General features: G+C 48.9%; 23 protein-coding genes. 22 read left to right on the top strand and 1 reads right to left on the bottom strand.

Features of this window, described 5'->3' with window-relative positions; genetic code table 11:
- The 7 genes from hisG to hisE are packed head-to-tail and all read left to right on the top strand — an operon-like array spanning window position 1 to window position 5,032.
- Window positions 1-642, top strand: a complete 642-nt coding sequence (gene hisG, locus ACSVDI_RS08935; RefSeq protein WP_457942291.1) for an ATP phosphoribosyltransferase — start codon at window positions 1-3, stop codon at window positions 640-642.
- On the top strand, window positions 639-1,922 hold the full coding sequence (gene hisD, locus ACSVDI_RS08930) for a histidinol dehydrogenase (RefSeq protein ID WP_457942290.1): 1,284 nt from the start codon (window positions 639-641) through the stop codon (window positions 1,920-1,922). Before hisG ends, hisD begins: the two co-directional genes overlap by 4 nt.
- A gap of 2 nt (window positions 1,923-1,924) precedes the next feature.
- Entirely contained in the window at window positions 1,925-2,983 is a 1,059-nt protein-coding gene (gene hisC, locus ACSVDI_RS08925; RefSeq protein ID WP_457942288.1) for a histidinol-phosphate transaminase, read from the top strand.
- 28 nt (window positions 2,984-3,011) lie between these two features.
- Entirely contained in the window at window positions 3,012-3,587 is a 576-nt protein-coding gene (hisB, locus tag ACSVDI_RS08920; protein WP_457942286.1) for an imidazoleglycerol-phosphate dehydratase HisB, read from the top strand.
- A 24-nt stretch (window positions 3,588-3,611) separates the two neighbouring features.
- Entirely contained in the window at window positions 3,612-4,346 is a 735-nt protein-coding gene (gene hisA / locus ACSVDI_RS08915) for a 1-(5-phosphoribosyl)-5-[(5-phosphoribosylamino)methylideneamino]imidazole-4-carboxamide isomerase (RefSeq protein ID WP_457942285.1), read from the top strand.
- A complete protein-coding gene (gene hisI, locus ACSVDI_RS08910; protein WP_457942283.1) occupies window positions 4,336-4,713 on the top strand; it encodes a phosphoribosyl-AMP cyclohydrolase in 378 nt (125 codons plus the stop codon). The genes hisA and hisI overlap by 11 nt, the downstream gene beginning before the upstream one ends.
- Complete coding sequence (gene hisE, locus ACSVDI_RS08905; protein ID WP_457942281.1) at window positions 4,706-5,032, top strand: phosphoribosyl-ATP diphosphatase; 327 nt, start codon at window positions 4,706-4,708, stop codon at window positions 5,030-5,032. The genes hisI and hisE overlap by 8 nt, the downstream gene beginning before the upstream one ends.
- Before the next feature lie 217 nt (window positions 5,033-5,249).
- Here hisE and ACSVDI_RS08900 read toward each other — a convergent pair whose 3' ends face one another.
- Window positions 5,250-7,340 (bottom strand): sodium-translocating pyrophosphatase, encoded by a 2,091-nt coding sequence (locus ACSVDI_RS08900; RefSeq protein WP_457942279.1) that lies wholly within the window; start codon window positions 7,338-7,340, stop codon window positions 5,250-5,252.
- A 172-nt stretch (window positions 7,341-7,512) separates the two neighbouring features.
- On the opposite strand from ACSVDI_RS08900, the gene ACSVDI_RS08895 reads away from it, so the two are divergent.
- From ACSVDI_RS08895 to ACSVDI_RS08825, 15 genes are all read left to right on the top strand, one after another.
- The gene (locus ACSVDI_RS08895) at window positions 7,513-7,698 is read left to right on the top strand and encodes a hypothetical protein (protein WP_457942277.1); all 186 of its coding nucleotides are present in this window, start codon (window positions 7,513-7,515) and stop codon (window positions 7,696-7,698) included.
- 26 nt (window positions 7,699-7,724) lie between these two features.
- The gene (locus tag ACSVDI_RS08890; RefSeq protein WP_457942275.1) at window positions 7,725-8,618 is read left to right on the top strand and encodes a DMT family transporter; all 894 of its coding nucleotides are present in this window, start codon (window positions 7,725-7,727) and stop codon (window positions 8,616-8,618) included.
- Between the two features lie 341 nt (window positions 8,619-8,959).
- Window positions 8,960-10,114: an alanyl-tRNA editing protein gene (locus ACSVDI_RS08885; protein WP_457942273.1), complete on the top strand. Its 1,155-nt coding sequence runs from the start codon at window positions 8,960-8,962 to the stop codon at window positions 10,112-10,114.
- A 14-nt stretch (window positions 10,115-10,128) separates the two neighbouring features.
- The gene (locus ACSVDI_RS08880; protein WP_457942271.1) at window positions 10,129-11,166 is read left to right on the top strand and encodes a threonine aldolase family protein; all 1,038 of its coding nucleotides are present in this window, start codon (window positions 10,129-10,131) and stop codon (window positions 11,164-11,166) included.
- 18 nt (window positions 11,167-11,184) lie between these two features.
- The gene (locus ACSVDI_RS08875; RefSeq protein ID WP_457942269.1) at window positions 11,185-12,603 is read left to right on the top strand and encodes a GNAT family N-acetyltransferase; all 1,419 of its coding nucleotides are present in this window, start codon (window positions 11,185-11,187) and stop codon (window positions 12,601-12,603) included.
- Between the two features lie 274 nt (window positions 12,604-12,877).
- Window positions 12,878-14,062 (top strand): acetyl-CoA C-acetyltransferase, encoded by a 1,185-nt coding sequence (locus ACSVDI_RS08870; protein WP_457942267.1) that lies wholly within the window; start codon window positions 12,878-12,880, stop codon window positions 14,060-14,062.
- Between the two features lie 153 nt (window positions 14,063-14,215).
- Window positions 14,216-14,992, top strand: coding sequence for an enoyl-CoA hydratase-related protein (locus tag ACSVDI_RS08865; protein WP_457942265.1), 777 nt, complete (start codon window positions 14,216-14,218; stop codon window positions 14,990-14,992).
- Between the two features lie 92 nt (window positions 14,993-15,084).
- Window positions 15,085-15,924 (top strand): 3-hydroxyacyl-CoA dehydrogenase NAD-binding domain-containing protein, encoded by an 840-nt coding sequence (locus ACSVDI_RS08860; RefSeq protein WP_457942263.1) that lies wholly within the window; start codon window positions 15,085-15,087, stop codon window positions 15,922-15,924.
- Window positions 15,925-15,960: 36 nt separating this feature from the next.
- Window positions 15,961-17,097 carry an acyl-CoA dehydrogenase gene (locus ACSVDI_RS08855; RefSeq protein WP_457942261.1) on the top strand — a complete coding sequence of 379 codons (1,137 nt, stop codon included), beginning with the start codon at window positions 15,961-15,963 and terminating at the stop codon, window positions 17,095-17,097.
- Window positions 17,098-17,127: 30 nt separating this feature from the next.
- Entirely contained in the window at window positions 17,128-17,910 is a 783-nt protein-coding gene (locus ACSVDI_RS08850; RefSeq protein ID WP_457942259.1) for an electron transfer flavoprotein subunit beta/FixA family protein, read from the top strand.
- Between the two features lie 19 nt (window positions 17,911-17,929).
- Window positions 17,930-18,949, top strand: coding sequence for an electron transfer flavoprotein subunit alpha/FixB family protein (locus ACSVDI_RS08845; protein ID WP_457942257.1), 1,020 nt, complete (start codon window positions 17,930-17,932; stop codon window positions 18,947-18,949).
- A 154-nt stretch (window positions 18,950-19,103) separates the two neighbouring features.
- Complete coding sequence (locus ACSVDI_RS08840) at window positions 19,104-19,529, top strand: type II toxin-antitoxin system PemK/MazF family toxin (RefSeq protein WP_457942255.1); 426 nt, start codon at window positions 19,104-19,106, stop codon at window positions 19,527-19,529.
- A 121-nt stretch (window positions 19,530-19,650) separates the two neighbouring features.
- A complete protein-coding gene (locus tag ACSVDI_RS08835; RefSeq protein WP_457942253.1) occupies window positions 19,651-19,833 on the top strand; it encodes a spore coat protein in 183 nt (60 codons plus the stop codon).
- Window positions 19,834-19,845: 12 nt separating this feature from the next.
- Window positions 19,846-20,121, top strand: a complete 276-nt coding sequence (locus tag ACSVDI_RS08830) for a spore coat protein (RefSeq protein ID WP_457942251.1) — start codon at window positions 19,846-19,848, stop codon at window positions 20,119-20,121.
- Between the two features lie 162 nt (window positions 20,122-20,283).
- Entirely contained in the window at window positions 20,284-21,819 is a 1,536-nt protein-coding gene (locus ACSVDI_RS08825) for an SPOCS domain-containing protein (protein ID WP_457942249.1), read from the top strand.
- Window positions 21,820-21,852 lie beyond the last annotated feature (33 nt).

The following is a 21,852-nucleotide window of genomic DNA, read 5'->3' as shown; positions in this document are numbered from 1 at the left end:
ATGAGACCGCTGAGAATTGCACTGACGAAGGGAAGACTGGAACAAAAGACCGTATCGCTCCTAGAGGCTGTGGGCTATGACTGTTCTGCCGTCCGCGACAAAGGGCGTAAGCTGATTCTCCCGGTTGGAAACGGAAAGCTGGAAGCAGTTCTGGCAAAAGCGGCGGACGTAATCACTTATGTGGAGCATGGCGTCTGTGACTTGGGTGTGGTTGGGAAAGACACCATCTTGGAATATGGCGGCGGGTTTTACGAAGTCCTTGATTTAGGGTTTGGAAAATGCCAATTTGCTCTTGCGGGGCCGAAAGGGAAAGACTTTTTCGGCGGCTATGCCGCAAAGACCATTGCTTCCAAATATCCCAATGTGGCCCGAAACTATTTTGAGCGCAAGGCGATGGATGTCCGCATCATTAAAATTGAAGGCTCTGTGGAGCTCGCTCCCCTGCTGGGGCTGGCCGATGCCATTGTCGATATTGTGGAAACCGGTACGACCCTGAAAGAAAACGGGTTGGAAGTCATTGAGCCGATTTGCGATATTTCCGCCCGGCTGATTGTAAATTCCGCCAGTATGAAACTGCGTAAGACAGAGATTGAGGCATTGGTGGAACAGATGGAACGGGCAAAGGAGGAAAAGCGCGCATGATTTCGATGGTAACAAAGGGCGGCGAGTCCGGCCGGGAATGGATCCGGCAGCTGAAACAGCGCAGCGAAAGTTCCAGCCGCGCGGTGGATGCCGCCGTGGAAGAAATCCTTGAAAATGTGCGAAAAAACGGCGACGAGGCTGTTCGCAGCTATACCTTAAAATTTGACGGCGCAGTACCGGAACGTCTGGAAATCAGCCGGGATGAGCTGCGTCAGCTGGTGCAGCAATGTGATCCGGATTTTCTGAGCGCATTGAATCGTGCGGCGGAAAATATCACAGATTTCCACCGCCGGCAGAAGCAGCAAAGCTGGCTGAATACTCAGCCCAACGGGGTAGTTATGGGGCAGCGCGTTCGCGGTTTGGCGCGGGTTGGAATTTACGTACCCGGCGGTACAGCGGCCTACCCGTCTTCTGTGCTGATGAACGCAATCCCCGCAAAAATTGCCGAGGTGGGCGAAATTATTATGGTTACGCCGCCGGGAAAAGACGGCAAACCGAATCCGGACATTATGGCAGCCGCATTGGCTGCCGGGGTTGACCGCGTGTTTTTGGTGGGCGGTGCGCAGGCTGTTGCCGCGCTGGCATACGGCACGCAGTCCATACCGAAAGTCGATAAGATTGTCGGTCCGGGGAATATCTATGTGGCCACCGCGAAAAAGCATCTGTATGGAACGGTGGATATTGATATGATTGCGGGGCCAAGCGAAATTTTAATTCTTGCGGATGAAACGGCGAACCCAAAGTTCCTCGCCGCGGATTTAATGTCCCAGGCGGAACACGATGTTCTTGCCTCCGCCATTTTGCTGACCACATCGGAACGCATTGCAAAGGAAACGGTAACGGAAATTTACCGTCAGGTGGAAACGCTGTCCCGAAAAGAAATTATCCTTCAGTCGCTAGACCGATTCGGAGCAGTGATTGTCTGCGATACTATGGAAGAAGCGGTTTCGTTTGCCAACGAGCTTGCGCCGGAGCATTTGGAAGTCTGCGCGGAAAATCCCATGGAATATATCGGGAAACTTGACAATGCCGGTTCAGTTTTCCTCGGAAATTTCTCCCCGGAACCGCTCGGGGACTATTTTGCCGGCCCGAACCATGTGCTTCCCACCAGTGGAACCGCACGCTTCTTTTCTCCGCTTTCCGTGGACAGCTTTATTAAGAAATCCAGCTTTATATATTACACACAGGACGCGCTGAATCAGGCGCACGACGATATTGTAAAACTGGCGGAAACCGAAGGCTTGACCGCTCATGCGAATTCCATCAAAGTGAGGCGTTGAAAATGACATACCGGCTGAATGAGAAAATCCGGGATTTAAAGCCGTACGATCCGATTGCGGGAACGTATCGAATCCGATTGGACGCCAATGAGTCATTCCTCCCGGTTCCGGAGGTAATTCGCGACCGCATTCTCAAGGCTGCCGCAAAAATTCAATACCACCGTTACCCGGACCCAAAGGCGGAAGAGCTGTGTGCACGCTTTGCCGAATATTATGGGGTCAATCCTGGAAATGTGACGGCGGGAAACGGCTCGGATGAACTAATTTCCGTTATTTGCAACGCCTTTCTAATGAAGGGCGAAACCATGATGACGCTTTGCCCTGATTTTTCCATGTACCGGTTTTATTCCTCCATTTCAGAAAGCTTTTGCGTGGAATATCAGAAAAAACCGGATTTGTCCATCGACGTGGATGAACTGATTCAATGTGTAAACCGCCGCAATGTGAAACTTCTTATTTTCTCCAACCCCTGCAATCCAACCTCGCTGGGGTTAAAAAAAGAAGAGGTTCGCCGCCTGATTCGTTCCGTTCATGCTTTGGTGGTATTGGATGAAGCATACATGGATTTTTGGGATCAGTCGTTGATACAAGAGGCGGACGTATACGACAATCTAATTATTCTTCGGACCTGCTCCAAAGCCTTTGGCATGGCGGGAATCCGCCTTGGTTTTGCTGTGGCGAACGGTTCTCTGACCAGTACCTTAAAAGCGGTAAAATCACCGTATAATGTAAATACTTTAACGCAGGCAATCGGGTCCGTTGTTTTATCGGAACCGGAGATTCTTCTTCAGGGGATTCAAAAAATTCTTCATTCACGGGATGAGCTGTACCGTGAAATGAAGCGTCTGGAGGAGAATTTCTCGCGGGAAATGCATGTTTATCCTTCGGTGACCAATTTTATTCTGGTTCGCTTGGAAGAAGCCAAGGAAGTCTACCTCAGGCTACTGCAGGAGGGGATTGCAGTCCGGTTTATGGGCGATTTTCTCCGGATCACGGCGGGCACGGAACAGGAAAATCGCGATTTTGTTTCTGCTTTTGAACGGGCCTTATCGGCTAATTGAGCAGTAAGAGGAAAGGACGGGTGGCGGTATGAGAACCTCGGTTCAATATCGGAAAACGAAGGAGACCGAAATTTCGCTTTCTCTCTGTCTGGACGGCGGGGACGTTTCCGTTTCCACCGGAATCGGCTTTTTTGATCATATGCTGACCGCGTTTGCCGTTCACGGTGGATTCGGCCTGAGCGTGGAGGTGCAGGGAGATCTTCTGGTGGACTGCCATCATACGGTGGAAGATGTCGGAATTGTTCTTGGCAAAGCGTTTTCCGAAGCTTTGGGGGACAAGTCCGGAATTGCCCGCTACGGGAGTTTTTATATTCCTATGGATGAATCACTGGCGTTTGCGTCGGTCGATGTGAGCGGCCGCCCATTTTTAGTCTTTCAGGCTTCCTTCCCGCAGGAGCGCGTGGGTGATTTTGATACCTGCATGACGGAGGAATTTTTCCGTGCATTCGCGGTTAACGCCGGGATTACGCTGCATGCGCGTGTAGAATACGGAGCAAATTCCCATCATGAAATCGAAGCGCTTTTCAAAGCGGTCGCCCGTGCCATGCAGCTGGCGGTCGCTCAAACGCAGGGAGGCGTTCTGTCCACCAAGGGCGTGCTGTAAAAAATCAAAATCAGGAGTGAATCTATGATTATATTACCCGCAATCGATGTGCAGAACGGCGAGTGTGTCCGTTTGGTAAAAGGTGATTTTGCCACGGCGCATAAAGTGGCGGAAGATGCACTAGCAACCGCAAAATCCTTTGAGGCCACGGGGGCCAAATGGATTCATATGGTTGATTTAGACGGCGCAAAATCCGCACAACCGGTGAACCATTCTGTTTTTTGGAACGTGGTGCAAAACACCCATTTGAACGTGGAAGTGGGTGGCGGAATCCGCGATATGGAAACCATTTCTTTTTACCTGAACAGCGGGGTTTCCAGAGTGATTCTCGGTTCCGCCGCGCTCAGCGACCCGGATCTGGTAAAAAGCGCCGTGCGGGAATACGGCGGCCGGATTGCGGTTGGGATTGACGCGCGCAACGGTCTGGTTGCCGCGCAGGGTTGGCTGGAAACATCCAACGTCCAGTACCTTGAGTTGGCCAAGCAAATGGAACAAATCGGGGTAGAAAACCTTATTTTTACGGATATTTCCCGTGACGGTACGCTGACCGGCCCAAATTTGGAGCAGCTGGAAGCGCTCAACCGTTCGGTTTCCTGCCATGTGATTGCCAGCGGCGGCGTGGCCGGCAGTAAGGATATTGCGGACTTAAAAAATCTTGGGCTTTACGGCGTTATTTGCGGGAAGGCACTTTACAGCGGAAACTTGAATTTAAGGGACGCCATCGCCCTTGCCGGAGGGGAACAACAGGATGAGCAATAAAAGAACCAATTTGGAACAGTTCTTTCAAAAAGGGGATTTAATCCCGGCAATCGTTCAGGAATACGGCACAAACGAAGTGCTGATGCTGGCTTATATGAACCGGGAATCCCTGCAAAAAACGCTGGAAACCGGTTATACCTGGTTTTACAGCCGTTCTCGGCAGGAACTGTGGAACAAGGGTGCGACATCCGGCCATTTGCAGAAAGTCGTCAGCATTCACGGTGATTGCGATGACGATACGCTTCTTGTAGTGGTTCATCAGACAGGTGCCGCCTGCCATACTGGTTCACACAGCTGCTTCTTTCATGAAATTTGGCGAAATCCGTCTGAATACATAGGGGAAAAGGAGAGTGAATCCAATGGATGATACCATGCAGGGGCTTTATGATACGGTTCTAAGCCGGAAGCAGAATCACGCGGAAGGTTCGTATACCTGCTATCTTTTTGAAAAAGGGTTGGATAAAATCCTGAAAAAATGCGGGGAAGAGTGCAGTGAAGTCATCATCGCCGCAAAAAACGGAAAAAATGAGGAAACGGTTTATGAAATTTCCGATCTGCTTTATCATCTGACCGTACTGATGGTCGAACAGGGTATTACGTTGGAAGAAGTGAAAACTGAGCTGGAAAAGCGAAGCGAAAAGACCGGAAACCTCAAGACATTTCATCAAGTCGATAAAAATACCTAGGTAAGTGCTGATTTCGTCGTAACCATTCAAAGATGAGAATATTTTGAACCGATCTGAACCGAGCGGCTTTCGAATTGTTTTCCTTGGTGGTTACCTAAAAAAACGGGAGGCATCCAAATTTGGATGCCTCCCGTTTTTAACGTTATATTCCGAACAGCCGCCGATGAAACATTCAAATGACGAATAAACGATTTCGTCTGCGGCTTTTTGCCTGTTATTAGTGGAAAATCGAGCAGGTCAGGAAAATCGTGGACATAAGCGACGATACCAGGGAAACTACGGTAATCTGCGTGTTGATGGAGGGACCTGCCGTATCCTTGAACGGATCGCCAACGGTGTCGCCAACAACCCCGGATTTATGTGCTTCCGAGCCTTTCCCACCGTGATTTCCGGCTTCTATGTATTTCTTGGAATTATCCCAAAGCCCGCCGGCGTTGCTCATGAACAGCGCAAGGAGCAGGCCGCTTACGATGTTGCCGCACAGGAATCCTCCGATTGCCTGAACGCCGCCGATAAATCCGACCACCATCGTAGCAATAATGGTCATCAGTCCGGCAGGAATCAGCTCCCGCAGTGCTCCGGCCGTGGCAATTTCAATGCATTTCCCGTATTCGGGGGTAACGCCTTCCTTGCCTTCCTTCAGCCCGGCGATTTCGCGGAACTGACGATGAATTTCACTCACCATACGCTGTGCGTTGCGGTCGACGCCGAGAATCAGCATTGCGGAAAATACCGCCGGAATGGAAGCACCGACCAGAAGTCCGAAGAATACCATGGGGTTCATGATATCAAAACCGGTAATCAACTGCACATGCAGAGCAGAGGCCGCGTCGTTTACTTCGCTGATAAAAGCACCCAGCAGCGCGATTACAGTCAAACCGGCGGAACCGATGGCGAATCCCTTTGTTACAGCTTTTACAGTGTTTCCTGCGCTGTCAAGGGAATCTGCAATTTCAATCACATCGTCCCCCAGGCCGCCCATTTCTGCCAGGCCGCGTGCGTTGTCAACAATAGGTCCGTAAGCGTCGTTCGAAATAATCATTCCGACAATGGACAGCATTCCGACGGCCGCCATAGAGATTCCGAACATCGGGTAACCCTGTCCGAGAGGCTCGCAGATTTTATAGGCGGCAAGGGCGGAAAATGCGATTCCGATCATGGCTGGAAGTGTGCTGATAAAACCGTAGGAGACGCCGGACAAAATCGTAAACGCCGGCCCGCTTTCAGACGCTTTTGCCACATGGTGAACCGGATGCTTGGAATCATCGGTAAAATAGTCCGTTGCAATACCAATAATTACACCAACTAAAAGGCCAACAATGCTGGCGCCCCAGATTCTCCATTGCAGATGGAACGCCCATGTTGCAAGGGCGGTCAGAAGAATGAACACTGCGGTTGTTACATAGGTGCTGCTGTTTAGCGCGCGGGTAGGATTGCCGTGCTTTCCCATTCGAGCGGTTGCTACGCCAATGATGGAAGCAAGCAGCCCGGCCGCGGCATAGCAGAATACCATGCTGCTGTTTACAGTACCGCCGACCGTTTTGTCCAGGGAAGAAGCAATAACCAGTGCGGCTGCCATGGAAGCCACGTTCGAATCAAACAAATCGGCGCCCATGCCCGCAACGTCGCCGACGTTGTCGCCAACATTATCTGCGATGACGGCAGGATTTCTCGGGTCGTCTTCGGGAATGCCAAGTTCCACCTTGCCAACCAAGTCGGCGCTGATATCCGCGGTTTTTGTGTAAATTCCGCCGCCGGCTTTGGCAAACAGGGCGAGGGAGCTTGCACCGAAGCTGAACCCTAACAGTGCAGTGGTGTCATTTGTAATCAGCATGACCAGGGTTACACCCAGAAGGGTGCCGCCGACCACGGCCATTCCCATTACGGCACCGCCGCGGAACCCGGACATAAAGGACGGCTTAATTCCTTTCTGCGCGGCTTCTGCGGTCTTAATATTCGCGACTGTGGCAACACGGATTCCAATGACTCCGGCAATTGCGGACAAGGTGGTCCCGAACAGGTAGGCGATTGCCATGACGATGTTGTCCCGAATGTTGCCCTGCCAGATTGGAGTGGGGAGGAAGGTTAAAATAAGAATTGCCGCGATTCCTGCAAATTTTGCAAGCACGTTGTATTCTTTTCTCAGAAAGGTGTTTGCCCCGCTTCGAATTAAACCTCCGATTTCGGCAATTCTGCTGTTGGAAGACGGCTGCTTGTTAATCCAGTGCCTGAGCCATGCTGCAAACAAAAAAGACAGGATTGCAATCACGGCGGAGACAATCAGGAAAAAAAACAAGTCCAAATTCAAGAAAATCAACCCCTCTTCATTATTTTGTTATATGGATTATAACATCAAAAGCTTTGTAAATAAAGATTAAAAAACACGATTATATAATAAAAAAATTGTATAATATAGAAAGATTACGTCGAGAAAACACAATATAATGGTTCAATAAATGAAATATTGGCGTTAGGGAACCATGAATTCTGTTTTAAGACAGCACTTTAAAGCCGAAAGGCTTCTGACCGAAGCGGTTTTCGAATTGCGCAGTCACCTAGAAACCAAAATTTTTTCAAATGCCGCTGGGAATAAAAAATATATGACAATAATTGACTTTTTTATTGCATTATTTTTGCAGGTAAAGTATTATATTGGGGTGCGTTAAAACATTTTACAAATTTTATCACTGTAATGAAAAGAGTATGCGTCATGGAAACGGCGTCCCAAAAGACAAAGCAACGTTCTGTCCTTTATATGGTTCTATGTGCCTGCTTGTGGAGTATTGCAGGAATATTGATTAAAATGATTCCCTGGAATGCAATTGTCATTGCCGGAGCGCGCAGCGCAATCGCCGCGGTTGTGGTTTTTATTTTTATGAGGATGACCGGATATAAAATGAAAATAAACCGTGCTTCCGTACTCAGTGGTTTTTCGATTGCCGGAACTTTTTTTGCGTTTGTTACAGCGAATAAAATGACTACTTCGGCAAATGCAATTGTGCTCCAGTTTACTTCTCCGGTCTTTATCATGATTTTATCGGCGTTGATATACCGCCAGCGCTTTCACAAAGCGGATCTTATTACCGTGGTTGTTACTATGTTCGGAATTTCCCTGTTTTTCTTTGACAAATTGGGAACCGGGAATTTGATTGGAAATTGTCTTGGCATTGTCGCCGGTGTTTTCATGGCGGGCATGTATGTAATCACCGGCCATACGGATGAAGATTCGCGTATGAGCGGAATTTTACTGGGGCACGTTTTTACGGCGCTGTTCGGTTTGCCGGTGGCGTTCTTTGTCCAAACGCCTATTACCTCCGTGATTATGATTAACGTATTGTTGCTGGGCGTTTTGCAGCTTGGCATTCCTTACATTCTGTACGGGCTGGCAGTGAAAAACTGTCCGCCGCTGGCGTGTTCCCTGATTGGTGCTTTGGAACCGCTGTTAAATCCCGTCTGGGTGTTCCTTTTTAACGGCGAAGCACCGGGAAAAATGGCCCTGATCGGAGGGGTTATTGTAATCGCGGCGGTAACCGGTTGGTGCGTGTGGCGTGACCGGTACATAAAAAGCAGCCAGGAGGCCATGTAAGCTGCAGCGGTAAAGAACTGCCGAAACGAATCCATGAATGAGGGCTGAAAGATGGTTTTCCTGCTAATTTCCCATAATTTTCTAATATGAAAAGGTGACGCAAGAGGAACGGGAATTCCTCCTGTGCCACCTTTTAATTTTAGTTTGTCTTTCGGCATTCCGCCGGAAAAGGTGTTTGTCTAACCGGAATTTTGTGGTATAATAATCAGAATCAATTTGATATTCAAAATTGCGGGCGGCGCCATTCTATCTTGTAGTGGACGCAAGTTCAAAAGCATACGCCCAGTTTTGTTCCGGTGTTACCGGTAGAATCTTTGAGAAAAAGAAGGCTGGAACTGAAAATGACAGAGAAGCTATACGACTGCAATCCTTATCTAAGAACGTTTACTGCAAAGGTGCTTTCCTGTACACCAAAGGGGGAGCATTACGAGGTTGTTTTAAACCGTACTGCGTTTTTCCCAGAGGGAGGCGGACAGCCTTCCGATATCGGCGTTTTAAATACGGTCAATGTTTTGGATGTTCATGAATGCGGCGGGGAAATTATTCATACCACGGACCGTTCCCTTGCGGCAGGTACCACGGTGACGGGCGGAATTAACTGGACGCATCGCTTTGACTGTATGCAGCAGCATTCCGGGGAGCATATTGTTTCGGGAATCGTCCACCGCTTTTTTGGTTATGACAACGTCGGTTTTCACCTTGGTTCTAAAGTGGTTACGGTTGATTTTAATGGGGAATTTACCGGGGATCAGCTTACTATGGTGGAAACACTCGCAAATGAGGCGGTGTATAAAAATATCCCGGTGAAAGCAGAATATCCGTCTGCGGAACAGCTGGCCAGCATGGCTTATCGGAGCAAAAAGGAGTTGAGCGGTGCCATCCGAATTGTCTCTGTTCCGGGATATGATGTCTGCGCCTGCTGCGGCACTCATGTGGCCCGTACCGGCGAAATCGGAATGATCCGCCTGATTTCCGCGCAGCGCTATAAGGGAGGTACTCGCATAACGTTGGTTTGCGGCAGACGCGCGCTGGAAGATTACCGCGAGAAAGCGCAGAGCGTCAATGCGATTTCTGTACTATTATCTGCAAAGCCGGAAGAAGTTTTTTCTGCGACGGAACGGCTGCAGACGGAATTTGCTGCTTTGAAGCAGCAGACAGCGGAACTGCAGAATCAGATTTTTGAGTATAAGGCAAGCTCCGTACCGGAGGGAACGGAAAAGCTCTGCCTGTTTGAAGAGAACCTGCTTCCTAATGATCTGAGACGTTTCGGCCTTTTGCTTTGCGAAAAATGTTCAGACTTTGCTGCCGTATTGTCTGGCAGCGATGAAGACGGGTATAAATATGCCGTTTGCAGTTCATCAAACGATGTGCGCCCGCTTGGAAAGAAATTGAATGAGGCGTTTGGGGGACGCGGCGGCGGTTCCAAAGAACTGGTGCAGGGCTCGGTACGGGGAACCAGAAATGATATTGAGCGTTTTTTCAATGAAAAATTATAATCGGGGGACAGGACGTGTTTAACTTTTACAGTTTTAAAAATGATTACAGCGAAGGTGCGCACCCAAAACTTTTGGAGGCCCTGGCAAAGGCCAGCTGCGAACAGAACATTGCTTATGGGAATGACGTGCACAGTGAGCATGCCAGAAATTTGATTCGGGAACGTATCGGCTGCCCGGATGCCGATATCCATTTTCTCGAAGGCGGAACACAGACGAACCTGATTGCAATTTCCGCTTTCCTTAGACCGCACGAAGCGGCCATTGCGGCCGAAACCGGTCATATCAACACGCACGAAACCGGCGCCGTAGAGGCAACGGGACACAAAATTTTAACTTGTACTGCACAAGACGGAAAATTGACCGCGCATGACGTCGAGCGGATTGTGGCGCTTCACCCGGATGAGCACGTTGTAAAGCCGAAACTCGTATATATTTCCGATTCCACGGAAATCGGCACGATTTACTCCAAATCGGAGCTTTCCGATCTTCATCGCGTTTGCAAACAATATGATTTATATCTGTATCTGGATGGGGCTCGGCTGGGTTCGGCCTTGACTTCTTCTGAAAATGACCTGACCATGCAGGAAATTGCCGAGTGGACCGATGCGTTTTATATCGGCGGTACGAAAAACGGCGCACTGCTTGGGGAAGCGTTGGTTATCCGGAACCCCGCTCTGAAAGACGGTTTTCGCTACATTCTGAAGCAAAAGGGTGCTATGCTGGCAAAGGGAATGGTTCTTGGCGCTCAGTTTGAGCGGTTTTTTGAGGACGATCTTTACTTTGAACTAGCCGCTCATGCCAACAAAATGGCCCTTCGTCTGTATCAGGCAATCAAAGATGCCGGATTCCACTTTCTGTCGCCGTCGTTCACTAATCAGATTTTCCCGGTTCTTCCGAATCAACTGGTTGAGCAGCTGTCGGAACATTATGCATTTGAAATTTGGGACAGGCCAACCGAAGGGGAAACCGCGATCCGGCTTGTCACTTCCTGGGCTACACCGGAAGATGCGGTGGGCTGCTTTATTGATGATTTTAACAGGCTGACTCATTAATCAAGAGGAGACAGAGCAATGAAGAAAATCAATTTTTCTATTTTATGTGCGGGTAATATCGCCGAAACAATGGCTAAAACTGTTTCTCAGATGGAGGAAGTAACGTGTTACGCGATTGCTGCCCGCGACTTGGAACGGGCGCAGAAGCTCGCCGACAAATATGGGTTTCAAAAAGCCTACGGTTCTTATGAAGAACTGGCAAAAGATGAAAATGCGGGATTGATTTATATTGCTTCGCCGCATTCCCATCATTTTGAACACGCAAAGCTCTGTCTGGAAAACGGAAAGAATGTTCTGTGTGAGAAAGCATTTACGGCAAACGCCAGGCAGGCAGAGGAATTGTTCCGTGTTGCCGAAGAAAAGAAGCTTTTCATTACCGAGGCGGTATGGACCCGCTTTCAGCCGTTTGTGCCGAAAATCCGAGAAATCTTGGAAAGCGGTGTGATTGGGACACCGCTGACGATGACCGCAACCTTTGCGCAGGATCTGACCCATGTGCAGCGTTTAGTATCTCCGGAGCTTGCGGGCGGGGCTTTGTTGGATCTTGGCATTTATAACCTAACATTTGCTTCCCTGTTTTTCGGCAACGATATTAAAGACATCACCTCTACGGCAATAAAATCGGACCGTGGTGTGGATGCTCAGGACAGTATCACCCTTACTTACCGCGACGGCAAAATGGCGATTTTGCACTGTTCTTTTCTTTCCAAAGAGAAGAATCAGGGAATCATATATGGCCAAAAGGGTCGGATTGAAGTGGAGCCCTTCTGGCATCCGCAGGAAATCAAGGTTTTTCTCAACGACCAGACGGAGCCGATAGTCTACCGTGTGCCGTTTGATTTCACCGGCTATGAATACGAAGTCCGCGCAGCGGTAAAGGCAATCAACCGTGGAGCCAGCGAATGCCCCGAAATGCCGCACCAGGAAACCCTGCGTATTATGAAGATTATGGACGACCTGCGCGCAGACTGGGGCGTTCGGTATCCGTTTGAATTAAAGCCCAGCGAAAAGAAGAATGCGCAAATCCGTCTAGTGAACTCGATTTCAGTGGAAGATTATAACCGCCTTCGTGCAGCCGCCGGGTGGCGCGAAATTCCGCTGCATCAGGCACAAGCCGGTCTGCAGAACACGGCGTATCAGGTAGCCGCGCTGGATGGGGAAACCACAGTCGCAATGGCAAGAATTCTTTGGGACGGTGGCTATACTGCGTATTTGGCAGATGTCATCGTGCACCCGGATTATCAGGAACTTGGAATCGGCAAAAAGATGGTGGACAATATCATGGATTTTCTGTATTCCAAAATGGAGCATGGGGACAGCATATTGCTCAATTTGAGCGCGGCGAAAGGGAAAGAAGCGTTTTACCGCAAATTGGGGTTTAAGCGGCGCCCAAACCGGGAGTATGGAGCAGGAATGTCCTTATGGCTTGAAAAATAACAGATCAAAGGGGCGGAGTCACACGACTCCGCCCCTTTGATCTTGAAATGAACATATCACCTGCAAACCCGCTCCATTTTTGGATATTCTTCCAGAATTTAAAAAAAGATTCCTTATTATTTTTATGATTGCTAAAAATTTAACAAAACTTTTGAAATTCTATTGAAACTAATCTGAACTTGTGATATATTTAACATATGCTAATTTTTATCAATTTTTACTGAAATTACGGAAAAATTGCGAATCTTTTTGCAAGCAGAATGGAGGAAAATGTATGGCGAAGAAAATTGTTCTGGCAGGCGCGGTTCGTACCGCAATCGGTAAGATGGGTGGTTCTCTTTCCGGTGTGCCGGCTGTAACGCTTGGTTCTATTGTGATTAAAGAAGCCTTGAACCGTGCAAAAGTTGCACCGGATCAGGTGGATGAAGTTTTGATGGGGTGCGTGATTCAGGCTGGTCTTGGCCAGAATGTTGCACGTCAGGCTTCGATAAAAGCCGGTGTACCCGATACAGTTCCTGCACTTACGCTGAACAATGTCTGCGGTTCCGGCCTGAAAGCAGTCAACATGGCAGCTGCTCTGATTGAAGCGGGCGAAGCCGATATTATCGTTGCGGGCGGCATGGAAAATATGTCTGCGGCTCCGTATGCCTTGAATCAGGCTCGTTTCGGTTATCGTATGAACGATGGAAGATTAATCGACACCATGGTCAACGATGCACTGTGGGATGCTTTCAACAACTATCACATGGGCATTACCGCGGAAAATGTTGCGGAAAAATACGGCATTACCCGCCAGATGCAGGATGAGTTTGCTGCGCTTAGCCAGCAGAAATGCGAAAAAGCGCAGGCAGAAGGGAAATTCAAGGATGAGATTGTTCCCGTCCCGGTTAAAGTAAAGAAAGAGACTTTCTTATTCGATAAGGACGAAGGCCCGCGTGCCGGTGTAACTCCGGAAAGCATTGCAAAACTGAAACCCGCTTTCAAGCCGGACGGAACCGTAACCGCCGCAAATGCTTCCGGTATTAACGATGGCGCAGCTGCGATTGTGGTCATGAGCGAAGAAAAAGCAAAAGAACTGGGCGTAACTCCTATGGCAACCTGGATTGCCGGTCAGTCCGCCGGTGTGGATCCTGCCATTATGGGTGTTGGCCCCGCGTACAGCACAAAGAAGATTCTGGAAAAGACCGGTCTTACGCTCGACGACATCGACCTGATTGAAGCGAACGAAGCGTTTGCCGCTCAGTCCCTCGCGGTTGTAAAGCTGCTGAATCTGGATACCTCCAAGGTGAACGTTAACGGCGGCGCAATTGCACTGGGTCATCCGGTCGGCGCTTCCGGCTGCCGCATCCTGGTCACCCTGCTCCATGAAATGAAACGTAGAAATTCCAAATACGGCCTTGCTACGCTTTGTGTTGGCGGCGGTATGGGTGTTTCCGCCATTGTTAAAATGGGTGAATAAAACCTTATGAAAATCTGATTTTTCATCCGGATCGTTTGCACGCGGAAGAAAAATACAGCAGGAAGTTTTTCCCACCTGACCGGCGTTTCAACAAGAATCCGTCGTCTGGGCTGGGCGAAACTTCCGGTTCATAATGAAAGGAAGGCCTTACTCATGGAGTATGTTAAATACGAGAAAAAAGGGTTTGTCGGTATTCTTACCATAAACCGTGAAAAGGCGCTAAACGCGCTGAACAGTCAGGTTCTTACCGAACTGGAACAAACCGTTGATTCCATTTCTGTGGAAGACACCAGATGCCTGATTATTACCGGTGCCGGGGAAAAGTCCTTTGTTGCCGGCGCGGATATTTCCGAAATGAGCACGCTTTCCAAGGCGGAAGGCAAGGCCTTCGGCGAAAAGGGGAACGCGGTATTCCGCAAAATCGAGAAGCTACCGATTCCCGTGATTGCAGCAGTAAACGGATTTGCCCTTGGCGGCGGCTGCGAACTTTCCCTGAGCTGCGATATCCGCATCGCTTCGGAAAACGCGGTATTCGCCCAGCCGGAAACCGGCCTTGGCATTACCCCGGGCTTTGGCGGTACACAGCGCCTTGCCCGTACCATCGGAATCGGAAAAGCGAAGGAAATGATTTATACCTGCTCTAAAGTAAAAGCGGACGAAGCGCTTTCCCTTGGCTTGGTCAACGCGGTTTATCCTTCCGGTCAACTGATGGAAGAATGCCTGAAGTTGGCGGAAAAAATTGCGCGCAACGCCCCGATTGCCGTTCGTGCCGCGAAGAAGGCTATCAACGACGGAATGCAGGTGGACATTGATTCCGCAATTGCGATCGAGGCGGAACAGTTTGGTGGATGCTTTGAAACAGAAGACCAGAAGAACGCGATGACTGCGTTCTGCGAAAAGCGGAAACCGGAACCGTTTGTTAATAAGTAATTATAATATGGTGTAATAAATTCAGTTTACCACCCGGTTTAGGGTGGTAAACTGAATTGCAATTATAAAATAATTTTGTTAGGAGGATTCTCATGATTGTTGGTATTATTGGCGCGGGAACCATGGGCTCCGGTATTGCGCAGGCATTTGCACAAACAGAAGGCTACACAGTAAAGCTTTGCGATATTAACGAACAGTTTGCCGCAGGCGGAAAAGCCAAGATTGAAAAGGGCCTTTCCAAATTGGTGGCGAAGGGGAAGATGGAGCAGTCTGCGGCCGACAAAATTCTTTCCAAAATCACAACCGGTACAAAGGAAATTGTTTCTGACTGTGACCTGATTGTGGAAGCCGCTCTTGAAAATATGCAGGTGAAAAAAGACCTGTTCAAAGAGCTGCAGGGCATCTGCAAAAAAGATACCATTTTTGCGACCAACACTTCTTCTCTGTCTATTACAGAAATTTCCCAGGGCCTTGACCGCGCGGTGGTCGGTATGCATTTCTTTAACCCAGCTCCTGTTATGAAGTTGGTCGAAGTCATTGCCGGCATTACCACTCCTGTGGAAACCGTTGAAAAAATCAAGACGATTGCAACGGAAATCGGCAAAACTCCGGTTCAGGTCAACGAAGCGGCTGGATTTGTGGTCAATCGCATCCTGATTCCGATGATTAACGAAGCCATTGGCATTTATGCAGACGGCGTGGCTAGCGCAGAAGACATTGACACCGCCATGAAGCTCGGTGCAAACCATCCGATGGGACCGCTCGCACTGGGCGACCTGATTGGTCTTGACGTTTGTCTTGCCATTATGGAAGTGCTCCAGGCCGAAACCGGAGACAGCAAATACCGTCCTCATCCCCTGCTGAGAAAGATGGTCCGCGGAGGATTGTTAGGCAGAAAAACCGGCAAGGGATTTTTTGATTACACGAAATAATCCGAATCTGTGTGTAAATTAATTGGAGGAACGAGTATGGACTTCGAACTGAGCAAAGAACATTTAATGGCCCGCACTCTTTTCAGAGAGTTTGCGGAAAACGAGGTAAAGCCATTGGCACAGGAAGTGGACGAAACTGAACGCTTCCCGCAGGAAACGGTCGACAAAATGGCAAAACTCGGCTTTATGGGTATCCCCCTTGCGAAGGAATACGGCGGCCAGGGCTGTGACACCCTTACTTATATTATGTGTGTGGAGGAGCTTTCCAAGGTTTGCGCTACAACCGGTGTTATTGTTTCCGCACATACTTCCCTGGGCTCCGATCCGATTAAAAATTACGGTACGCCGGAGCAAAAGGAAAAATATCTGAAAAAACTCGCTTCCGGTGAATATTTGGGCGCGTTTGCCCTGACCGAACCGAATGCCGGCACGGACGCTTCCGGCCAGCAGACCAAGGCTGTTCTGGAAGGCGACCATTATGTGCTCAACGGCAGCAAAATCTTTATTACTAACGGCGGAAAAGCCGATACATATATTGTTTTTGCCATGACGGACCGCAGCAAGGGGAACAAGGGCATTTCCGCGTTTATCGTGGAAAAGAACTTCCCAGGCTTCCGCATTGGAACAAAGGAAAAGAAAATGGGCATCCGCGGCTCTTCCACGACAGAACTGATTTTTGAAAACTGCATTGTTCCGAAGGAAAATCTGCTCGGTGCGGAAGGCAAGGGCTTTGGCATTGCCATGCATACCCTGGACGGCGGCCGTATCGGCATTGCCGCGCAGGCACTGGGTATTGCGGAAGGCGCTTACGAGGAAACTGTGAAGTACGTAAAAGAAAGAAAACAGTTTGGCAGACCGATTGCGAAATTCCAGAATACCCAGTTCCAGATTGCCGACATGGCAACCAAAATTAAGGCGGCGCAAATGCTTGTTTACCGTGCCGCTCTTGCAAAAGACAAACAAAAACGCTTCTCCGAGGAAGCCGCCATGGCGAAGTTGTACGCGGCGGAAGTTGCAATGGAAATCACCACGAAAGCAGTACAGCTTCACGGCGGCTACGGTTACACCAGAGAATATCCGGTGGAGCGCATGATGCGCGATGCCAAGATTACAGAGATTTACGAAGGTACCAGCGAAGTACAGCGCATGGTTATCGCCGCAAATGAGCTTTAATCGCGATAAGCCGAGAAGGAGTGAATTTTGTTGAATATTGTAGTTTGCATTAAGCAAGTTCCGAATACCAATGAAGTAAGACTGGACCCGGTTACCGGCACCCTGATTCGTGAAGGTGTGCCGAGCATTATCAATCCGGATGACAAAGCAGGTCTGGAAGCGGCTCTGCGCCTGAAGGACGAGCAGGGTGCGCATGTTACGGCGCTTTCCATGGGCCCGCCGCAGGCGGATGCCGCTCTGCGCGAAGCGCTTGCCATGGGTGCGGATGAAGCAATTTTGGTTACCGACCGTGCCTTCGGCGGCGCGGATACCCTGGCAACTTCCACAACAATTGCTGCCGCGCTGAAAACCCTCCCGTACGATCTCATTCTGACCGGCCGTCAGGCAATCGATGGCGATACCGCCCAGGTCGGCCCGCAGATTGCCGAACACCTCGGCATTCCGAACGTTAGTTACGCGGAAGACCTCAAGGTTGAGGGCAACGAAGTAACCGTAAAGCGTCAGTATGAAGACCGTTATCACATCATTAAGGTTAAAATGCCCTGCCTGATTACCGCGCTGAGCGAGCTGAACCAGCCCCGCTACATGACCCCAGGCGGCATTTTCGACGCATACCGGGAAAAAGAGGTCAAAATTCTTACCCGTGCCGATTTGGAAGTAGACGATACGGCAATCGGCTTAAAAGGCTCACCGACCAGAGTCTGGAAAACATTTACCAAGAGCTTGAAAGCTGCCGGCCAGCAGGTCACATTGGATCCGCAGGAATCGGCCGACTACATGATGGAAAAGCTCAGGGAAAAATTCATTATATAGTTTGAAAGTGGTGAGCAAAATGAATATTCAAGACTATCAGGGTATTTATGTTTTTATTCAGCAGGTTGACCATAAAATCGCCAGCGTGTCCTTTGAGCTTTTAGGTAAGGCAAAAGAACTCGCTAAATCGATGGAAACGGAAGTTACCGCGGTTCTGCTCGGCTATGGCGTCGAAGACCTTTGCCCGGAACTGGCACGTTACGGTGCGGATAAAATTCTGTTGGTGGACAACAAGGCGTTGGAGGTTTATACCACAGAGCCGTATGCCCACTGCATGTACCATATTATTGAAAAGTACAAACCGGCGGTTGTTTTGTACGGTGCTACCGCGATTGGACGCGATCTTGCTCCGCGTGTTTCCGCCAGAGTGAAAACCGGACTTACGGCGGACTGCACCAAGCTTGAGGTTGCGGAAGATGGTACGAAGAACCTGATGATGACCCGTCCTGCATTCGGTGGTAACATAATGGCGACGATTCTCTGCCCGGACCACCGCCCGCAAATGGCTACTGTGCGCCCCGGTGTTATGCAGAAAATCAAACCGATTGAAGGCGCAAAGGTGCCCGTTGAAAAGTATGATCTGGAAATCGGCGCAGAGCATGTAAATGTTCAGGTAGTCGATGTCATTAAAAAGGTATCCAATAAAATGGATATCCAGGATGCAAAAATTCTGGTTTCCGGCGGCCGTGGAATGGGCGGTCCGGAAAACTTCAAGCTGCTTGAGGATCTTGCAGAGGCACTTGGCGGAACGGTCAGCTCTTCCAGAGCTGCGGTGGATGCCGGCTGGGTGGAAAAAGACATTCAGGTCGGCCAGACCGGTAAAACGGTCCGCCCGAATCTTTACATTGCCTGCGGTATTTCCGGTGCCATTCAGCACTTGGCCGGCATGGAAGATTCCGATGTGATTATTGCAATTAACAAGGATGAAAACGCTCCGATTTTTGAAGTTGCCGATTACGGCATTGTCGGGGATGCTTTGAAAATCCTTCCTTTGTTTACGGAAGAAGTTAAAAAGGCTATGGCTGCCCGTAACGCCTGATTCAACCTGGCTGTTATAGTTCCTTTGCCCCGCACACATAATGTGTGCGGGGCTTTTCACGTTTTCGCCTTTTTCCCGTTTTATTTTTATGTCAACCTCTGCGGGACAATAATATTATGTGGTAGAGGTTGCAAACGAATAAATCCCTGAAAGAATGTTAAGACTATTTGCAAACCTTAAAATTCTAATAACGCGGAGCGTGAAAAAAGTGAACATTCGAAGAGGAGACATCTACTACGCAGACCTTAGTCCGGTTGTTGGCTCCGAACAGGGCGGAGTACGGCCAGTATTGATTGTTCAGAATAATGTCGGCAACCGTTTCAGCCCGACCGTAATTGCCGCGGCAATTACCAGTCAGCGTTCCAAAGCGAATTTACCGACTCATATTATGCTGGATGCGCAGACAACAGGTTTGGCTAAAGATTCGGTTGTACTTCTAGAGCAGGTGCGCACCATTGATAAACACAGATTGAAAGAACGTATGGGGCGTCTTGACGATACGTTTATGTCTCAGGTCGATCAGGCATTGTCTATCAGCTTTGGTCTTGATCAGAGTCATCTGCAGCGTCAGGCTACATAGAAATGCCTGAAATCACAAAAGAAACGTATATTTCATACGCCATGTAAAATAATAGGAAAAAGGAACATACCATCGGTAGACACCGATGGTATTCCTATTATTGTACAAAGAGGTGCTTGAAATGCAATTAACCGAAAAAGAGCTTTCTGCCATTGAAGACCAGTTAAGCGAAGAAAAGCTTCTGGTCACAAAACTTAGGGCATATTCCCAATTATGCTCCGATTCTGAACTGAAGAAAAAGTGTGAATGCATTGCGGACAAACATCAGGCGCATTACGACCAGCTGTTCAGCTTTTTAGGTTAAGGGGGATCACGAATGAATACGAATATACAAATGCAGGACAAAGAACTTTTCAATGATATGCTTTCTTCCCAAAAGCTGATTACCGACACGTACAACACATTTGCCAATGAATGCAGTTCCCCGAATGTGCGCAACGAATTTATGCGGATTCTTACGGAAGAACACCAGATTCAGGCAGAAGTATTTGATGAAATGAGCAAACGCGGCTGGTATCAGACCCCTTCCGCAGATCAGCAAAAGGTTCAGCAGGCCAAACAGAAATTTCAAAATATGAATCAGCAGCAATAAATATCCGCTTTCCGCGCCGGTCCACACAACCGGCGCTTTTCTTTTTAAGGTGAAAGAAAAGCAAGTCGGGGGTTTTGCCCGGTACTTTTTTTGGGGTTACTGGCATAAAAAGTACAAGATTCGAATAACATTAGGTAGAATCAGAAAAAGGAGAGAGCCTTTATGGATTATATTCTGAACCGAGAGGCACTGGCGGCCAGCGAAGTGATTTACGATGGGTGCCAGGAGCAGCCTGTGGACCTTGATATCAACCTGCCCGATTACTGCCCCGATATCCAGCGCATTTTAAAATGTCAGGTTTACCCGCATGTTGTTTCCCGGGGTGTAACCGGTGACCGGCTGGAATTGGAGGGTACCTATACCGTAAAGGTGCTTTATCTGGATTCCGGAGGAAAAGCGGTTCGCTGCTGTGACGCCAGTGAAAATTTCACCGCAACGATTAATTTGAAGCAAAATGCGGACAATGCACGTGTGACCGCGTTTACCCGCGTGGAATACATAAATTGCCGTGCGGCCAGTCCGCGCAGACTGGATATTCACGGTTCTTTTTCCCTGTGCGCCAAGGTTACAGCGCAGGAAGTCAGCGATATTGTCAGCAATATCGGCGGCGATGATGTAGAACAACAGAAAAAAGTAATCTCCGTTAATAAGATGGTCGGGCACGGCCAACAGCAGTTCAGCGTGGATGAAATCCTGGAACTGGGGCAGGGAAAGCCGCCGGCCGATAATCTGATTCGTACCGATGCTTTCGCCATGGTGCAGGATGTTAAAGTCTCGCTGAATAAACTGTTGGTTACCGGCGAGGTTTATGTTAAAATCCTGTATTCCTCCAGTGAAGATGAAGCCTCTCCGGAAGCGATGGAATATGCCATTCCGTTTAATCAGATGCTGGACTGTGAAGGCGCTTCGGATGATTGCATGAGCGATGTTCAGATTGAAGTGGTCGGAATCGACGTGGTAATCAAGAACGATTACTCCGGAGATAAAATTTTCTTTGACGTGCAGATTAAAATGTTTGCGACCGCGGCGGTTTACATGAGCAGCGAAAATACGGTGGTCACCGACGCGTATTCCAAGAAGTATGAAATGAATCTTGCGTATAAGCAGAAGAGCTTTGACAACCTGGTGAGTTTAGAGAACGACAGTTACCTGATGAAAACTTCCCTAAATTCGGAAGAGGACACCATTACAAAAGTGCTGGATATCTGGAATGAAATGAGCACCGTGAACGCGGCTGTAGAAAATGGGCAGATTCAATATAAAGGAAAAGTCAATCTGTGCGTGCTTGCCCTAAATGGGGATAATCAGCCGTTCTACTTTGAGCGCCTTGCCGATTTTGAGTATTCCAGGCCTTATGCAAACGCAGACGAAAATCTTCGCTGCGCGGCTAACGCCCTGGTGGGGGGAATCAGTTATCGGCTCACCGGTACAGGTGTGGACGTAAAAGTGGAACTAAAACTAAATGCGTCGGTCAGCCGTCAGGAAAATATGAAAATGATTACGGATGCAACGGCGGATGAAACCAAACCGCGGGCGCAGGATAAAACGGCGGCATTGAGCATTTATTATGCCGATCCGGGGGAGAGCCTCTGGAACATTGCCAGGGATTACTGTACCTCAGTTGAGGCGATTAAGCTGGAAAACGATCTTGCCGGCGAATTCGTTGAGAACAGGGGGATGCTGCTGATTCCAATGTAAATCCGCAAGTTTTTCAGAGTGCCTATCTATAAA

The organism is Caproiciproducens sp. LBM24188, from assembly GCF_054130445.1.
This window is presented reverse-complemented; position numbering and strand designations above follow the sequence as displayed.

Bases quoted from the DNA above. Each gene is read 5' to 3' on its own strand.
- hisG (WP_457942291.1), top strand. From the start codon at position 1: ATGAGACCGCTGAGAATTGCACTGACGAAGGGAAGACTGGAACAAAAG.
- hisD (WP_457942290.1), top strand. From the start codon at position 639: ATGATTTCGATGGTAACAAAGGGCGGCGAGTCCGGCCGGGAATGGATC.
- hisC (WP_457942288.1), top strand. From the start codon at position 1,925: ATGACATACCGGCTGAATGAGAAAATCCGGGATTTAAAGCCGTACGAT.
- hisB (WP_457942286.1), top strand. From the start codon at position 3,012: ATGAGAACCTCGGTTCAATATCGGAAAACGAAGGAGACCGAAATTTCG.
- hisA (WP_457942285.1), top strand. From the start codon at position 3,612: ATGATTATATTACCCGCAATCGATGTGCAGAACGGCGAGTGTGTCCGT.
- hisI (WP_457942283.1), top strand. From the start codon at position 4,336: ATGAGCAATAAAAGAACCAATTTGGAACAGTTCTTTCAAAAAGGGGAT.
- hisE (WP_457942281.1), top strand. From the start codon at position 4,706: ATGGATGATACCATGCAGGGGCTTTATGATACGGTTCTAAGCCGGAAG.
- ACSVDI_RS08895 (WP_457942277.1), top strand. From the start codon at position 7,513: ATGAATTCTGTTTTAAGACAGCACTTTAAAGCCGAAAGGCTTCTGACC.
- ACSVDI_RS08890 (WP_457942275.1), top strand. From the start codon at position 7,725: ATGAAAAGAGTATGCGTCATGGAAACGGCGTCCCAAAAGACAAAGCAA.
- ACSVDI_RS08885 (WP_457942273.1), top strand. From the start codon at position 8,960: ATGACAGAGAAGCTATACGACTGCAATCCTTATCTAAGAACGTTTACT.
- ACSVDI_RS08875 (WP_457942269.1), top strand. From the start codon at position 11,185: ATGAAGAAAATCAATTTTTCTATTTTATGTGCGGGTAATATCGCCGAA.
- ACSVDI_RS08870 (WP_457942267.1), top strand. From the start codon at position 12,878: ATGGCGAAGAAAATTGTTCTGGCAGGCGCGGTTCGTACCGCAATCGGT.
- ACSVDI_RS08865 (WP_457942265.1), top strand. From the start codon at position 14,216: ATGGAGTATGTTAAATACGAGAAAAAAGGGTTTGTCGGTATTCTTACC.
- ACSVDI_RS08860 (WP_457942263.1), top strand. From the start codon at position 15,085: ATGATTGTTGGTATTATTGGCGCGGGAACCATGGGCTCCGGTATTGCG.
- ACSVDI_RS08855 (WP_457942261.1), top strand. From the start codon at position 15,961: ATGGACTTCGAACTGAGCAAAGAACATTTAATGGCCCGCACTCTTTTC.
- ACSVDI_RS08845 (WP_457942257.1), top strand. From the start codon at position 17,930: ATGAATATTCAAGACTATCAGGGTATTTATGTTTTTATTCAGCAGGTT.
- ACSVDI_RS08840 (WP_457942255.1), top strand. From the start codon at position 19,104: ATGTTAAGACTATTTGCAAACCTTAAAATTCTAATAACGCGGAGCGTG.
- ACSVDI_RS08835 (WP_457942253.1), top strand. From the start codon at position 19,651: ATGCAATTAACCGAAAAAGAGCTTTCTGCCATTGAAGACCAGTTAAGC.
- ACSVDI_RS08830 (WP_457942251.1), top strand. From the start codon at position 19,846: ATGAATACGAATATACAAATGCAGGACAAAGAACTTTTCAATGATATG.
- ACSVDI_RS08825 (WP_457942249.1), top strand. From the start codon at position 20,284: ATGGATTATATTCTGAACCGAGAGGCACTGGCGGCCAGCGAAGTGATT.